The sequence below is a fragment of the Salipiger sp. IMCC34102 genome (genome assembly GCF_004145405.1).
Classification (GTDB): domain Bacteria; phylum Pseudomonadota; class Alphaproteobacteria; order Rhodobacterales; family Rhodobacteraceae; genus Loktanella.
The window spans coordinates 837,107-852,053 of the sequence record NZ_SELQ01000001.1 but is presented as its reverse complement, the minus strand read 5'-3'; the positions used below and the strand labels follow the sequence as shown (position 1 = coordinate 852,053).

12 protein-coding genes are annotated in these 14,947 nt (G+C 66.1%); 10 read left to right on the top strand and 2 right to left on the bottom strand.

The window, feature by feature from the left end:
* The first annotated feature begins 119 nt into the window (after nt 1–119).
* From EU805_RS04270 to gcvH, 6 genes are all read left to right on the top strand, one after another.
* Nucleotides 120–1,244 carry an AI-2E family transporter gene (locus EU805_RS04270; RefSeq protein WP_242494053.1) on the top strand — a complete coding sequence of 375 codons (1,125 nt, stop codon included), beginning with the start codon at nt 120–122 and terminating at the stop codon, nt 1,242–1,244.
* 101 nt (nt 1,245–1,345) lie between these two features.
* Complete coding sequence (locus tag EU805_RS04265; protein ID WP_129762676.1) at nt 1,346–2,758, top strand: cytochrome ubiquinol oxidase subunit I; 1,413 nt, start codon at nt 1,346–1,348, stop codon at nt 2,756–2,758.
* 3 nt (nt 2,759–2,761) lie between these two features.
* On the top strand, nt 2,762–3,775 hold the full coding sequence (gene cydB / locus EU805_RS04260; protein ID WP_129762675.1) for a cytochrome d ubiquinol oxidase subunit II: 1,014 nt from the start codon (nt 2,762–2,764) through the stop codon (nt 3,773–3,775).
* Nucleotides 3,775–3,885: a DUF2474 family protein gene (locus EU805_RS04255; RefSeq protein WP_129762674.1), complete on the top strand. Its 111-nt coding sequence runs from the start codon at nt 3,775–3,777 to the stop codon at nt 3,883–3,885. The genes cydB and EU805_RS04255 overlap by 1 nt, the downstream gene beginning before the upstream one ends.
* A gap of 68 nt (nt 3,886–3,953) precedes the next feature.
* Nucleotides 3,954–5,345 (top strand): aspartate aminotransferase family protein, encoded by a 1,392-nt coding sequence (locus EU805_RS04250; RefSeq protein ID WP_129762673.1) that lies wholly within the window; start codon nt 3,954–3,956, stop codon nt 5,343–5,345.
* A gap of 55 nt (nt 5,346–5,400) precedes the next feature.
* Nucleotides 5,401–5,760 carry a glycine cleavage system protein GcvH gene (gene gcvH / locus EU805_RS04245; protein ID WP_129762672.1) on the top strand — a complete coding sequence of 120 codons (360 nt, stop codon included), beginning with the start codon at nt 5,401–5,403 and terminating at the stop codon, nt 5,758–5,760.
* Nucleotides 5,761–5,894: 134 nt separating this feature from the next.
* Here the strand turns inward: gcvH and EU805_RS04240 are convergent, their stop codons facing one another.
* Together EU805_RS04240 and EU805_RS04235 are read right to left on the bottom strand one after the other, a co-directional pair.
* On the bottom strand, nt 5,895–6,944 hold the full coding sequence (locus EU805_RS04240) for a Hint domain-containing protein (RefSeq protein WP_129762671.1): 1,050 nt from the start codon (nt 6,942–6,944) through the stop codon (nt 5,895–5,897).
* A gap of 151 nt (nt 6,945–7,095) precedes the next feature.
* The gene (locus tag EU805_RS04235) at nt 7,096–8,001 is read right to left on the bottom strand and encodes a lipid A-modifier LpxR family protein (RefSeq protein ID WP_165351881.1); all 906 of its coding nucleotides are present in this window, start codon (nt 7,999–8,001) and stop codon (nt 7,096–7,098) included.
* A 443-nt stretch (nt 8,002–8,444) separates the two neighbouring features.
* On the opposite strand from EU805_RS04235, the gene glgC reads away from it, so the two are divergent.
* Genes glgC through EU805_RS04215 form a run of 4 tightly spaced genes read left to right on the top strand, consistent with a single transcriptional unit; the run spans nt 8,445 to nt 14,938 of the window.
* A complete protein-coding gene (glgC, locus tag EU805_RS04230) occupies nt 8,445–9,716 on the top strand; it encodes a glucose-1-phosphate adenylyltransferase (protein WP_129762669.1) in 1,272 nt (423 codons plus the stop codon).
* A gap of 4 nt (nt 9,717–9,720) precedes the next feature.
* A complete protein-coding gene (gene glgA / locus EU805_RS04225) occupies nt 9,721–11,157 on the top strand; it encodes a glycogen synthase GlgA (protein WP_129762668.1) in 1,437 nt (478 codons plus the stop codon).
* Complete coding sequence (gene glgX / locus EU805_RS04220) at nt 11,154–13,277, top strand: glycogen debranching protein GlgX (protein ID WP_242494052.1); 2,124 nt, start codon at nt 11,154–11,156, stop codon at nt 13,275–13,277. Before glgA ends, glgX begins: the two co-directional genes overlap by 4 nt.
* Before the next feature lie 35 nt (nt 13,278–13,312).
* Nucleotides 13,313–14,938, top strand: a complete 1,626-nt coding sequence (locus tag EU805_RS04215; RefSeq protein WP_129762667.1) for an alpha-D-glucose phosphate-specific phosphoglucomutase — start codon at nt 13,313–13,315, stop codon at nt 14,936–14,938.
* Nucleotides 14,939–14,947: the final 9 nt, after the last annotated feature.

Genomic DNA, 14,947 nt, shown 5'->3' with positions numbered 1-14,947 from the left:
GTTTCCGGTTGCGCCGCGCTCCGGGCACTGATCCGGAGCGATGCGCGCTGGTTCGCGGCGTCCGTCCACCTACCTTCACCCAGACATCCCACGCCTTCGGGCGCTTCGAGGACCTTGAAATGACCGAAACCGCGACCGTTCCCGCATCCCCCCCGCCCCCCGCCTCCGGTGGAGGACATTGGGCCGTGAAAGGCCTGTTCCTGATCGCCGCGGGGGTGGTGATGGTCGTGGCCCGGTCGTTCCTGATGCCGCTGATCCTGGCGTTCCTCTTGTCACTGACCTTCTCGCCGGTGCGCCGCTGGATGGCCCGCCGCGGGGTGCCGGACGGCATTTCCGCCGGGGTGATCGTGCTGGGTCTGCTGGCGCTGTGTGCCGCGGCGATGGGCGGGCTGGCCGGACCGGTGCAGAGCTACGCCGCCGATGCGCCCGCGATCATGCGCGACGTGGAGGTCAAGCTGCGCGGGATCTCGGACCTGGTCGAACAGGTGAGCGACGCCACCGCACAGGTCAACGATCTGACCGGCTCCGACGAGGACGTGCCCGAGCAGGTCGCGGTGAGCAGCGGTCCGGGCCTTCTGACGCAAGTCGCGCTGACCGTACCTTTCGTGCTGGCGCAGCTGTTGCTGACCCTCGTCATGCTGTTCTTCCTGATCGCCAGCGGTGACATGTTCTACGAAAAGATCGTCGCGGTGAACCCGACGTTCCGCGACAAGCGGCGCGCGATCGGGATCGTCTACGACATCGAGCGCAAGATCAGCCGGTATTTCCTGACCATCACCACGATCAACGCGGGCCTGGGCGTGGCCGTGGGTGTGGCCCTGTGGTTCCTGGGAATGCCGAACCCCGCGCTGTTCGGCGTGATGGCCTTTGCGCTCAACTTCATTCCCTTCGTGGGCGCCATCGGCGGCGCGCTCATCACCTTCGCGATCGGGATCGTGTCCTTCGACACGGTAGGGGCTGCCGGTTTCGCCGCAGCCACCTACATCGCGCTGACCAGCATCGAGGGCCAGTTCGTGACGCCCTACGCGGTCGGACGGAGCCTGAAGCTGAACCCCGTGGCGGTCTTCATCGCGGTGGCCTTCTGGGGCTGGGCGTGGTCGGTTGTGGGCATGTTCGTCGCCGTGCCGGTGCTGATCGTCGTGCGCGCCTTCGCCGAGAAGATCGAGAGCCTGCAAGGTCTGGGCCTGTTCCTGTCGGGCCGCGGCGACGACACGCCCGGCCCGACGCCGGCAACCGCGGAATAGGGACGCGAACCGCCGCCAAGATGTCTCATTGCGAATCCGGCCCCAAAGGTTAGCCTGCGCGCGACGGATCGAAGGCGATCCGCCGACATACAGGAGCGCCCATGCTGTCCGGCTTTTCGGCAGAGATCCTCGCCCGGGTCCAGTTTGCCTTCACCGTTTCGTTCCACATCATCTTCCCGGCGTTCTCGATCGGGCTGGCGAGTTACCTCGCGGTGCTGAACGCGCTGTGGCTGTGGACCGGTAACCAGACCTACCGGATCGTCTTCGATTACTGGAAGAAGATCTTCGCCATCGCCTTCGGCATGGGCGTCGTCTCGGGCATCGTGATGTCCTACCAGTTCGGAACCAACTGGGCGGTCTTCTCGGACCGGACGGGTCCGGTTCTGGGACCGCTCATGGCCTACGAGGTGCTGTCGGCCTTCTTCCTCGAGGCCGGTTTCCTGGGCATCATGCTTTTCGGACGCGAACGGGTGGGCCACGGTCTGCACATGTTCGCGACCGCGCTGGTGGCGCTGGGGACCTTCACCTCGGCCTTCTGGATCCTCAGCGTGAACAGCTGGATGCACACGCCCGCGGGCTTCGGCGTGAACGAGGCGGGGCAGTTCATCCCCGAGGATTGGTGGGCCATCGTCTTCAACCCGTCCTTCCCCTACCGGCTGACGCACATGGTGCTGGCCGCTTACCTGACGACGGCCTTCGTCGTGGCGGGGGTGGGCGCGTTGCACCTTCTGCGCGACCGGGCGGATCTTTCGGCGCGCAAGATGTTCTCGATGGGGATGTGGATGGCGCTTCTGGTCACGCCCCTGCAGATCGCCGCCGGTGATTTTCACGGGATCAACACGCTGGAGCACCAGCCCGCCAAGGTCATGGCGATGGAAGGCCATTTCGACAGCCACCCCGACGGGGCGCCGCTGATCCTGTTCGGCATCCCCGACCAGGAGGAAGGGGTCGTGCACTACTCGGTGGAGATCCCGCAGCTTTCCAGCCTTATCCTGGCCCACGAATGGGGCGCGCCGCTGGACGGTCTGGACACGATCCCGAAGGAGGACCAGCCCCCCGTGGCCATCGTCTTCTTCACCTTCCGCATCATGGTGGGGATCGGTTTCACCATGCTGGCCGTGGGGATCTGGGGCGGCATCCAGCGGTGGCGCGGGCGGCTCTACACAACGAAATGGCTTCACCGGGCTGCGGTGGTGATGGCGCCCTCGGGCTTCATCGCGGTGCTGGCGGGCTGGATCACGACCGAGGTCGGACGCCAGCCGTTCACCGTCTACGGGGTGATGCGCACCTCCGAAAGCCTCTCGCCCATCGCCGCTCCGGCCGTGGCAAGTTCGCTCATCGCCTTCATCGTGGTCTACTTCTTCGTGTTCGGAGCAGGCACGTTCTACATCCTGCGCCTGATGAACAAGGTGCCGCTGCAGCCCGACAGCCTGGAAGACCAGGGGCCGATCCGCACGGCGGGCATCACCCCGATCCAGCAGGTGCGCGAAACCGACCTGGTCGAAGGAACCTGAACCATGCCCGACGTCTTCCTCGAGTTGTCGTTCATCTGGGCCGGGCTGATCGCCTTCGCCGTGCTGACCTACGTGGTGCTGGACGGGTTCGACCTTGGCATCGGGATCCTGTTCCCCTTCGCCCATGGCGAGGGGGACAGGGACGTGATGATGAACTCGGTCGCCCCCGTCTGGGACGGAAACGAGACTTGGCTCGTGCTGGGCGGCGGCGGACTCTTCGCGGTCTTCCCGCTGGCTTATTCGATCGTGATGCCCGCGCTCTACATGCCGATCATCCTGATGCTGCTGGCGCTCGTGTTCCGCGGCGTGGCCTTCGAGTACCGCTGGAAGACGACACGCTGGCGCGGGGTCTGGGATCTCGCCTTCTTCGGCGGATCGACCATGGCGGCCCTGAACCAGGGGATCGCCCTGGGTGCGCTGGTGCAGGGGATCGACATCGACGGGCGGGCTTACGGCGGCGGCTGGTGGGACTGGCTGACGCCCTTCTCGATCATGTGCGGCCTGGCGGTGACCGTGGGTTACGCGCTTCTGGGGGCCACCTGGATCGTGATGAAGACCAACGGGGCCGTCAGCCACCACATGCGTGACGTGGCCAAGCCGCTGGCCGTCGTGGTGCTGATCGCGGTCGCCATCGTCAGCATCTGGACGCCGTTCCAGAACGCCGACTACTTCGGGCGCTGGTTCAGCATGCCGAGTTTCGTCTTCACCCTGCCGATCCCGATCCTGCTGCTGATCTGCATCGTTGCGCTCTTCACGGGGCTGGCCACGGGCCGCGACCGGATCCCGTTCCTGGCGGTGGAGGCGATCTTCGTTCTGTGCTTCATCGGGATCGGGGTCAGCTTCTACCCCTATATCGTGCCGCCGGCCTTGACGATCCGCGAGGCCGCGGCCCCGGATTCAAGCCTGTGGTTCGCGCTGGTCGGCACCATCGTGCTGATCCCGCTGATCCTGATCTACACGGCCTACGCCTACTACGTTTTCCGCGGCAAGATCGATCCGGACGAAGGCTACCACTGATGGCTTCTCGCCCCTTGTGGCAGCGCGTCGCGTGGTTCGTCGCGATCTGGATCGCCTCCGTCGCGGTGCTGGGCGTGGTGGCCTACGCGATCCGGCTGGCAATCCTCTGACAAGGCTTGCAAAGCGTCCGTGACAGGCGCAATCGTCGGGTCAGACATTCGCTGAAGGAGCCCGCGCCATGTACGATACCAACCTGCCGACCGCCGAGTTGCAGGCGCTGGACGCCGCCCATCACCTGCACCCGTTCACCGACGGATCCGGGCTGATCCACAAGGGCGCGCGCGTGATCACGGGTGCCGAGGGGGTCTGGCTGACCGACAGCGAAAACAACCGCATCCTCGACGCCATGGCGGGATTGTGGTGCGTCAACATCGGTTTCGGCCGCCCCGAGATGGCCGAGGTCGCCGCAGCCCAGGTCCGGCAGCTGAGCTTCTACAACACCTTCTTCCAGACCACCCACGTGCCCGCCGTCCATCTTGCCGCGAAGCTGGCGGAACTGGCGCCGGGCGAGTTGAACCAGGTCTTCTTCAACGGCTCAGGCTCCGACAGCAACGACACCAACATCCGGGTCGTGCGGCACTACTGGGCGGCCAAGGGCAAGCCCGAAAAGGACATCATCATCTCGCGCTGGAACGGGTATCACGGCTCCACCATGGGCTCCGCCTCGCTCGGCGGCATGAAGGGCATGCACAGCCAGGGCGGTCTGCCGATCCCCGGCATCCTGCACATCGAACAGCCCGACTGGTACTTCGAAGGCGGCGACATGACGCCCGAGGAATTCGGTCTTGCCCGGGCGCGCCTTCTGGAACGCGCCATCGACAAGGTCGGCGAAGGACGCGTCGCGGCCTTCATCGCGGAACCCATCCAGGGTGCGGGCGGCGTCATCATCCCGCCGGAGACCTACTGGCCCGAGATCCAGCGCATCTGCGACGAGCGCGAGATCCTTCTGATCGCCGACGAAGTCATCACCGGCTTCGGGCGGACCGGCAACTGGTTCGGATCCCAGACGCTGGGCATCCGGCCCGACGTGATGACCGTCGCCAAGGGCCTGTCCTCCGGCTACGCACCGATCGGGGCCTCGCTTTTGTCGGACGAGGTGGCACAGGTCATCAATGACGCGGGCGAGTTCAACCACGGCTATACCTACTCCGCGCACCCGCTCTGCGCCGCCCTCGCGCTGGAAAACCTGCGCATCCTGCAGGACGAGGACGTGATCGGCCACGTGCAGACCGTGGCCGGGCCGTACCTGCAGGAGAAATGGAAGGCGCTGGAGGATCACCCCCTGGTCGGCGACGCCTCGATCGTCGGCATGATGGGCAGCATCGCCATGACGCCCGACAAGGCCGCGCGGGCGCGCTTCGCCTCGGAGGAAGGGACCGTCGGTCTGATCTGCCGCGAACGGTGCTTCGCCAACAACCTGGTCATGCGTCACGTGGGCGACCGCATGGTCATCGCGCCACCGCTGGTGATTTCCGAGGACGAGATCGACATCTTCATCGACCGGGCCGTCCAGTCGCTGGACGAGACGCACGCCCGCCTGAAGGCCGACGGATTGATGGTCGCCGCGTGAACGAAAGGCCCTAGGTGGGCTTTCGTTGCAAACTGGCCGAACGAGAGGAACGGCGATGAATTTCACCGAGGAACACGTCTGGATCCGCGTCGAGGAGGACGAGGTCGTGGTCGGGGTCACCGAGCATGCGCTGGTCGAGATGGGCGAAGTCACCTTCGTGGACCTGCCCGAGGTCGGCACGGCCCTGGTGCGCGATGACGCGGTGGTCGTGATCGAAAGCGACGGCGAAACCCTCGAGATCCTGGCCCCGCTGTCGGGCGAGATCCTGGAGGTCAACGCGGCGCTCGAGAACAATCCCGCGCTGGTGGGCGACGATCCCTTGAGCGACGGTTGGCTCTTCTCGATGGCCCTGGAAGACAGCGATCAGCTGGACGACCTGCTGGATGCCAAGGAATACCGCGCGCTGGTGGGCTAGGCCTGCCTCTGCCAACCCATGTTCGCAGGTCGCGTGGCGGCGGTGAAAAATGCTCGGGCCACGGGGTCCGTGACCTCCCCATCCACGCTTAGTGCTTCCCGTCCCCGCATGCGGCGGCGGGCTGAACTCGGGCCTCAGGCAGCGAGGATCGCGGCCTCGGCCCGGGACAGGCGCCGCCGTGCGGAAGGACCGTAGGCCTCCGGCGCCTGCCGCAGTTCTGGCATCTGCGCGAAAAGCCGGGTGCGGTCGGGATCCGACAACGTCCCCAGCGCCGCATGAGCGGGATGGAAGCTTTCGGTTTCCACCCCGTTCGCGAAGACGATCTCGTGTCGGGGCAGCATCAGGTGAATGTAGGACAGGTCGCGCTGGTGGGGTTCGCGCCGGATCGTGGTTCCGTCGATCAGATCCCGGGCGGCGACCAGCACTTCCTCGGTGTTCCACATGGCCCGGGCGCGCGCTCCACGCAGCACCACCCGGTGATCGGGCGAGACCAGCAGCCCCGCGTCGGGCACGCCTGAATCAAGTGCGCCCGCGCGCAGCCGCACCGGTGCAAGATCCGGATCGGCCCGCAGCCGGGCCCCGCTGATGCGACGCGCGCCGCGCCAGAGGATCGGCGCGAGACCGTTGTCCTTGGTCTGGATCCAGTCGCCTTCGCGCAGCTCCGACACGTCGCGTGGGCCGTCGCGTGTCAGGATCGCGGTTCCTGGCGTGAAGCAGATGACCCCGGACGGATGTCGCGGCGGCATGGCAGCTTGGTCGAGGCTGTGGCGCACGACCCACAAATCCACCCCCGGGGGCGGAATTGCGTCCCGCACGACCGCCAGCAGGGTGCCATCGCGCCGTGCCAGCAACGACAGGTCCCAGCGGGTGAGACCGTCGGTGACCGACAGCGCATGGCCCAAGGGACCCTCCCGGGTGGATGACATGTCCTGCGCTGCGGGACGCGGCCCTCCGCGTCGCCCCATCAGGCGACGCACCATGAAGGCGGCGCGGTCGTGAATGTTCGTCTGCGCCTGCGTCGGGCCCAGCGGCAGAACCGTGTTGGGACCGTCCACCCGCAGGGCCTCGCCAGTCCAGGACCAGCAGGCGCCCGCGCGGACCGATCCGACGGGTGCATTCCGCCGACCGTCGAGCACCGTCTGCGACCAGGGGATGACGAACGTGCCTTTGAAGCCCGTTTTCATACCTGTAAAACCTTGCCTCTACCGGCCGCGTCGTTGATCGCGCGGCGCCTTGCATCCAAGCCTAGGCGCTGCACCACGCGCGAAACAAGCGGGCCGAACCCTGGCGGCATGGCCCTGTGGCACTGATGCCGCGAAGCGACGCGCTGACGACTTAGAAGTTGAACTTGATCCGCAAGGAGCCCGAAACCTGCCCTTCCGGCTGGCTTTCGAACTCCGGCGAGAGGTATGTCGCGCCGTAGAACACCGACAGGAACGGGTTGGGCTGGACCGTGACACCCGCGCGGGCACGGCGGCGGACGTCGGTCGGTTCGTAGCCGAAAGAGCTTGGCAGGAAGGCGCTGTCGGACACCGCGGCCACGTCCACACCGAAGACGAGGCCAACCCCCGTCGTCGTCTTCTCCCGAACGGCGGGGTAGAGCTGTCCGGTGACGACATCACGCATCGACAGATCGTCCTGCAGGACCTGCCCGAACACCAGGTCCGCGCCGACGCGGGCAAGGTCCTCCGTCCCGACGCGGGCCTCGGCGAACGGCTGAACGCGCGTGCGCGGGCCCAGCACGAAGTCCTGCCGCACCTCCGCCGAGAGGTCGAGGAAGGTGGCGTCGTCCAATTGCGGCGTGGTCACCGGCGGCTGGAGGTCGAAGAGGTCGTGGTAATCCTTCTGGAATTCGTCCAGCCCGGTCTGCGGCCCGACGAAGACGACGTCCGCGCCGACCCGCGCATGGGCCTGGCCCAGGCTGAAATGGTTATGCGCACCGGCCGACAGAAGACCCACGTAGGGCCGTCCGCGGGTGGCGCGTTCGGGGGTGATGATCTCGGATCGCAGGCGGTATTCGATGATATCGCCGAAACCGGGCAAGGTGCCGTCGTAGGGAAGCGGCGCCCGCAACTGACTGTAGACGAAGCTTCCGGTGCGCCACCGGTCGTGGCCGTCCCCCAGCAGATCGTTGTTGAACAGACGCCCGGAGCCGATCACCTCCCGCGGTTGCACGAGGTCCTGCGCCCGTACCGCCGGAACGAGCAGGAAACTGGCAAGGATCAGAACGGGCAGGCGCATGCATGGATCCGGGATGGAGACGTCACTTTCGTAGTAGAAGCGCCCCCCGAGTCGCGCCAGCGGCGGCCGCAGCTTCTGTCGTCCTATGGCGGGTCGGCAACACAGTTGCCGGGTGGGAGACTTTACCTTGTCCCTTGTTGCGCCACATAGTTTCCAAATGATTAAGACCGGTTCGAACACCGCGGGTTTTCGATCCGGATCGCCTTCTGTGGAGACTGCGATGCCCGACCCCCGGCCCTTCGACGCCGTCGCCCCGACTGTCTTCGCCGCCGGGCGAGGCATCGTGGCGCGACGAGCCGTCGATCCCGACGGCCGTGATGCCGCCCGCACGATGCCCGATCGACCCTTGATGCGCTCCGGGCATCACGCGCAGGGACGCGTGCCGCCACGCTCCCCTGTCGTTCGCCGCCCATAGACCTGTAGATTTCCAGGGAGGACCCGCCATGAAACCCAAAGCCAACCCCAGACTGTCGAACCGTGCGCTGGCCTTCGTGCTCGCCGGCGGTCGCGGCAGCCGCCTGAAAGAGCTGACCGACGACCGCGCGAAACCGGCTGTCTATTTCGGCGGCAAGACGCGGATCGTTGATTTCGCGCTGTCGAACGCGCTCAATTCCGGCATGCGCAAGATGGCGATCGCCACGCAGTACAAGGCGCACAGCCTGATCCGGCATTGCCAGCGCGGCTGGAATTTCCTGCGCGCCGAGCGCAACGAGTTCCTCGACATCCTGCCCGCCTCGCAACGCGTGACCGAAGAAAAATGGTACGTGGGCACCGCCGACGCGGTGACGCAGAACATCGACATCATCGACAGCTACGATGTCGAGTATATCGTCGTGCTGGCGGGCGACCACGTCTACAAGATGGACTACGAGGTGATGCTGCAACAGCACGTCGATACCGGTGCCGACGTCACCGTCGGCTGCCTCACCGTGCCGCGGATGGAGGCCACGGCGCTGGGCGTCATGCATGTCGACGACCAGATGCGGATCACGGATTTCCTGGAGAAGCCTTCCGATCCGCCCGCCATCCCCGGCGATCCGGACCATGCCCTGGGGTCTATGGGGATCTACATCTTCGACTGGAAATTCCTGCGCCAGCTTCTGATCGAGGACGCCGAGGCATCCGACAGCAGCCACGACTTCGGCCACGACATCATCCCGCATATCGTCAGGAACGGGAAGGCGATGGCGCACCGGTTCCAGGACAGTTGCATCATGTCGGGACTGGAGACGGAGCCCTACTGGCGCGACGTCGGCACCGTGGATGCCTTCTGGCAGGCCAACATCGACCTCACGCAATTCACGCCGCCGCTCGATCTCTACGACAACGAATGGCCGATCTGGACCTACGCCGAAAGCGTGCCCCCCGCGAAGTTCATTCACAACGAGGATGGACGGCGCGGCTCTGCGGTAAGTTCGATGGTGTCGGGCAACTGCATCATCTCGGGCTCCGAGATCAGCGAATCGCTTCTGTTCACCGGCGTGCGGACCCACAGTTATTCGTCCCTGCACCGGGTGGTGGCGCTGCCCAACGTCTGTGTCCGCCGCAAGGCCGAGCTGCGCAACTGCGTCCTCGACCGCGGGGTGGAGATTCCCGAAGGGCTGGCCATCGGCCTCGACCCCGAGACCGACCGCGCCAACGGGTTCCGGGTCACCGACAAGGGCGTGGTGCTGGTCACGCAGAAGATGATCGACGCGCTTGCGGCAAGGCGCTGACGTCATGGGGGGACGCGTGCTGTCGGTCGCTTCGGAATGCGTGCCGCTGGTCAAGACCGGCGGGCTGGCGGATGTGGCGGGTGCGCTGCCCGGCGCGCTGGAACCCTTGGGGTGGGAGATGCGCACGCTGATCCCGGCCTATCCGGGTCTCGTCGAGAAGCTGGCCGATGCGACCGAGGCCTGGTCGGACGATGACCTTTTCGGCGGTCCGGCGCGCGTCCTGATTGGCCGGGTGGGGCCAGCGATCATCCTCGCCCTGGACGCGCCGCACCTTTACGATCGGTCGGGTGGGCCTTACGGCGACCCGCATGATTTCCCCGACAACGCGCGGCGCTTCGCGGCACTGTCCTGGGTCGCCGCGCAAATCGCGGCGTCGGGCCTGTCGGACGGGTGGCAGCCGCAGGTCGTCCATTGCCACGACTGGCAGGCCGGCTTCGCACCCGCCTACATGGATCTGTGCACCAGGACCCCCGCCCGATCGGTCATGACGATCCACAACATCGCCTTCAAGGGCGAGGCCCCCGCGGCGGCGCTCGATGCCTTGCGCCTGCCGGTCTCGGCGTTCAATCGCGACAGCCTCGAATTCTGGGGCAATCTCTCCAGCCTGAAGGCCGGGATCGCCCATGCCGATGCCGTCACCACCGTCAGCCCGACCTATGCAGCAGAGCTGATGCGGCCCGCGTTCGGCTTCGGCTTCGAAGGGCTTCTAGAATATCGCGCGGCGGACTTTCACGGCATCCTCAACGGGATCGACACCGCTGTCTGGGATCCGGCGCGCGATCCCCTGATTGTGGAAACCTACGACGCGGCCACCCTGTCTAAGAAGGCCCGGAACCGGGCGGCGCTGCTGGCGGAGTTCGATCTGGCGGAAACCGAAGGCCCGCTGGCGGTGGTCGTGAGCCGCCTGACGGGACAAAAGGGCATGGATCTGCTTGCCGAATCCTTGCCGGACTTCCTGGCCTCCGGCGGGGCGCTCGCCGTGCTGGGATCCGGCGAGGCCGGGATCGAAGCGGATCTGAGGTCGCTGGCCGAGGCCCATCCGGGTCGGGTCGGTCTTCGGATCGGCTACGACGAGGCGCTGTCGCACCGCATGTTTGCAGGCGGCGACGCGGTGCTGGTGCCCAGCCGGTTCGAGCCTTGCGGGCTGACCCAGATGTACGGGCTGGCCTACGGCTGCGTGCCCGTGGTGGCCCTGACCGGAGGCCTCGCCGACACGGTCATAGATGCCAACCCGATGGCGATTTCGGACGGGGTCGCGACCGGCCTGCAGTTCCATCCGGTGGACGCACTGGCATTCTCGCAAACGTTGAGACGCACCGTTTCCTTGTTCCAGGACAAGGGAACATGGACAAAGATGCAGAAAACGGGCATGTCACAGGCCTTGGGGTGGGAAAGATCCGCCGCCTCCTACGCTGACCTGTACGAGTCCCTGATCGCTTGAATGCCCAACTGAACCAGACCGTCCCGACCAAGCTGCGGGATCATCCGCTCAGCGCGGGCAAGCCCTATCCGTTGGGCGCGACCTTCGACGGGGCGGGTGTGAACTTCGCCGTCTTCTCGGAACACGCGACCCGCATCGACCTGTGCCTCTTCACCGACGACGGCCGCAAGGAACGTGCGCGCCTGCCGCTTCTGGAACGCGACGGCGATGTCTGGCACGTCTACGTGGGCGGACTGACGCCGGGGACGAAATACGGGTTTCGCGTCCACGGCCCCTACGCCCCGGAGGACGGCCACCGTTTCAACTACAACAAGCTGCTGGTCGACCCCTACGCCAAGCGCCTGTTCGGAAAGCTGAAATGGTCTGACGCCCTGATGGGCTACCGGGTGGGCAGCCCGCGCGGTGATCTGTCCTTCGACGCGCGCGACAGCGCCTTCGCCGCCCAGCGCGCCGTGGTGGTCGACCCGTCGTTCAACTGGGGCGACGACACGCCGCCCGATATCTCCGCCTCGGACACGGTGCTCTACGAGGCGCACGTGAAGGGCATGACCGCCCGGATGCCGGGCATCAGCCCGGGCCAACGCGGCAAGTTCCTCGGGATGGCGGCACCGCCCGTGCTGGATCACCTCACGAAGCTCGGTGTGACCAGCGTCCAGTTGATGCCCTCTCAAGCCTTCGTGGACGACCATTTCCTGGTGAAACAGGGGCTGCGGAACTACTGGGGCTATAATTCCATCGGGTTCTTCGCGCCCGAGCCGCGCTACATGACCAACCACGGGATCTGGGAATTCCAGACAATGGTGCGCCGATTCCACGAAGCGGGAATCGAGGTCATCCTCGACGTGGTCTACAACCACACCGCCGAAGGCAACGAGATGGGCCCCACCCTGTCGTTCCGCGGCTTCGACAACAAGGCCTACTACCGCCTTGCGGACGGCGGTCGCAACTACATCAATGACACCGGCGTCGGCAACAGCCTGCGGGTGGAGCATCCGATGGTGCTGCGGATGGTGATGGATTCCCTGCGCTACTGGGTCGAGGTCATGCATGTCGACGGCTTCCGCTTCGATCTTGGCGTGAACCTCGCGCGGGAGCCCTGGGGCTTTGACCGGGAAGGCGGCTTTCTCGACGCGCTGCGGCAGGATCCGGTGCTGGGACGCGTGAAGCTGATCACCGAACCTTGGGACCTGGGGCCCGGCGGCTACCAGCTGGGCGCGTTTCCGCACCCGTTCATGGAATTCAATGACAAGTTCCGCGACGACGTGCGGCAGTTCTGGCGCGGCGACGCCGGGTTGACCGGCCTGCTCGCCAAGCGTGTCGCGGGCAGCGCGCGGCAGTTCGACCATTCGGGCCGCGGGGCCAATGCCTCGATCAACTTCGTCACCGTGCACGACGGGATGGTGATGCAGGATCTCGTCTCCTACGACCGCAAGCACAACGAGGCCAACGGCGAGGACAATCGCGACGGGTCCGACAAGAACTTCTCCAACAACCTCGGGGTGGAGGGGCCCACCGACGATCCCGCGATCCGCGCCGCCCGCGCACAGCGCAAGCGCAACCTGCTGGCGACGATCTTCCTGAGCCAAGGCACGCCCTTCCTTCTGTCGGGGGACGAGATCGGCAACAGCCAGTGGGGCAACAACAACACCTTCGCCCAGGACAACGACACCGGCTGGGTGAACTGGGATCGACCCGACGACGCGCTGCTGGGCTTCGTGCGCAAGCTGACGCAGTTGCGGCGCGATCACCCCGTGCTGCGGCAAAACCGTTTCCTGCATGCGCGCCCCCGGCATACCGACGGCATCCCGGATTTGTTCTGGCGCAAGCCCGACGGCAGCGCGCCCGAGGCCGGCGACTGGAGCGATCCCGACTGGCGCGCACTGTCCGTGGAGATGCGCACCGCCAGCGCCACGCCCGACTACGCGGCCTCGGACGACGTCCTTTTCATCACCTTCAACGCCGGCGACGCGGTGGAGATCACCTTGCCCGACTGCGAGGACGATTGCCCCTGGGAGCTGATCCTCGACACCGCCCGCCCCAAGGATGGTCCGCAAAGCGTGACGGGCACGGTGACGGTGGCCGCGCAGTCGGTCTGCGTCTTTGCCCGCACCGGGGATTGAGCTAGCTTCCCTGCAAGTTGCAAGGAGCTGCCCCCATGACCACCGTCAAGACACATCCCATCGAAGGCCAGAAACCCGGCACCTCCGGCCTGCGCAAGAAGACGCGGGTCTTCATGCAGACGCATTACCTCGAAAATTTCGTCCAAAGCATCTTCGACGGGATCGGCGGCGCCGCAGGCAAGACCTTCGTGCTGGGTGGCGACGGGCGGTATTTCAACGAACGCGCGGCCCAGGTGATCCTGCGCATGGCCGCAGCCAACGGCGCTGCACGCATGATCGTCGGACGCGACGCGCTTCTCTCGACCCCTGCGGCGTCGCACCTCATCCGGCTGAACAAGACCGATGGCGGGATCATCATGTCGGCCTCCCACAACCCCGGGGGCGAGGACGAGGATTTCGGCGTGAAGTTCAACATGCCCAACGGCGGCCCCGCGCCGGAGTCCGTCACGGGCGCCATGTTCAAGCGCACCGAGGAGATCACGGAATACCGCATTCTGGAGGCGCAGGACGTCGACCTGTCCACCGTGGGAGAGACCGCGCTGGGCGACATGACCGTCACCATCGTGGACCCGGTGGAGGATTACGCCGCCCTGATGGAGACGCTCTTCGATTTCGAGGCGATCCGGGCGCTGTTCGAGGGCGGTTTCCGGATCCGGTTCGATGCGATGTGCGCGATCACCGGGCCCTACGGCCACGAGATTCTTGAAGACCGGCTGGGCGCGCCCGAGGGCAGCGTCGTCCACGGCACCCCCCTGCCCGACTTCGGCGGCATGCACCCCGACCCCAATCCCACCTGGGCGCACGAGCTGATGGACGCAATGAAGGGCGACGACGCGCCGGATTTCGGCGCCGCGTCGGACGGGGACGGCGATCGCAACATGGTGGTCGGACCGCAAGTCTACGTCAGCCCCAGCGATTCGCTCGCGGTCCTGGCCGCGAATGCGCATCTTGCGAAAGGCTACAGCGATGGGCTCAAGGGCGTGGCCCGGTCGATGCCGACTTCGGCCGCCGTCGATCGGGTGGCCGAGAAGATGGGCATGACCTGCTACGAGACGCCCACGGGCTGGAAATTCTTCGGCAACCTGATGGACGATGATCGCGTGACCCTCTGCGGAGAGGAATCCTTCGGCACCGGTTCCGATCACGTGCGCGAGAAAGACGGGCTTTGGGCGATCCTGATGTGGCTGAACATCCTCGCCGTGCGCAAGATGTCGGTGGCCGAGATCATGGCCGATCACTGGCAGACCTACGGGCGCAACTACTACTCGCGCCATGACTACGAAGGCGTCGAGACTCAGACCGCCGACGCCATGATGGCGGACCTGCGCGCCCGGCTAAACGACTTGCCGGGACAGATTGTGCAGGGCAACCGGATCGCGCAGGCCGACGATTACGCCTATCACGACCCGGTCGATGGATCGGTGAGCGAACACCAGGGCATCCGCGTGATCTTCGAGGGCGGCGCACGCTTCGTGATCCGGCTGTCGGGAACCGGCACCTCGGGGGCGACCGTGCGGCTCTACCTCGAATCGCTCGAAACCGACCCCGCGCTCTTCGAACAGGATCCGCAGGAGGCGCTGGGCTGGGTCATCGCGGCAGCGGAAGAGATCGCCCGGATCCGCGAGCGCACCGGCAAGACCGGGCCGGACGTCACCACCTGAGCTGAGCGG

What these genes read in the sequence shown, in the direction of transcription:
- EU805_RS04265 (WP_129762676.1), top strand. Translation starts at nt 1,346, where the DNA reads ATGCTGTCCGGCTTTTCGGCAGAGATCCTCGCCCGGGTCCAGTTTGCC.
- EU805_RS04240 (WP_129762671.1), bottom strand. Translation starts at nt 6,944, where the DNA reads ATGAAAACGGGCTTCAAAGGCACGTTCGTCATCCCCTGGTCGCAGACG.
- EU805_RS04235 (WP_165351881.1), bottom strand. Translation starts at nt 8,001, where the DNA reads ATGCGCCTGCCCGTTCTGATCCTTGCCAGTTTCCTGCTCGTTCCGGCG.
- EU805_RS04250 (WP_129762673.1), top strand. Translation starts at nt 3,954, where the DNA reads ATGTACGATACCAACCTGCCGACCGCCGAGTTGCAGGCGCTGGACGCC.
- glgA (WP_129762668.1), top strand. Translation starts at nt 9,721, where the DNA reads ATGGGGGGACGCGTGCTGTCGGTCGCTTCGGAATGCGTGCCGCTGGTC.
- EU805_RS04270 (WP_242494053.1), top strand. Translation starts at nt 120, where the DNA reads ATGACCGAAACCGCGACCGTTCCCGCATCCCCCCCGCCCCCCGCCTCC.
- EU805_RS04255 (WP_129762674.1), top strand. Translation starts at nt 3,775, where the DNA reads ATGGCTTCTCGCCCCTTGTGGCAGCGCGTCGCGTGGTTCGTCGCGATC.
- cydB (WP_129762675.1), top strand. Translation starts at nt 2,762, where the DNA reads ATGCCCGACGTCTTCCTCGAGTTGTCGTTCATCTGGGCCGGGCTGATC.
- glgC (WP_129762669.1), top strand. Translation starts at nt 8,445, where the DNA reads ATGAAACCCAAAGCCAACCCCAGACTGTCGAACCGTGCGCTGGCCTTC.
- EU805_RS04215 (WP_129762667.1), top strand. Translation starts at nt 13,313, where the DNA reads ATGACCACCGTCAAGACACATCCCATCGAAGGCCAGAAACCCGGCACC.
- gcvH (WP_129762672.1), top strand. Translation starts at nt 5,401, where the DNA reads ATGAATTTCACCGAGGAACACGTCTGGATCCGCGTCGAGGAGGACGAG.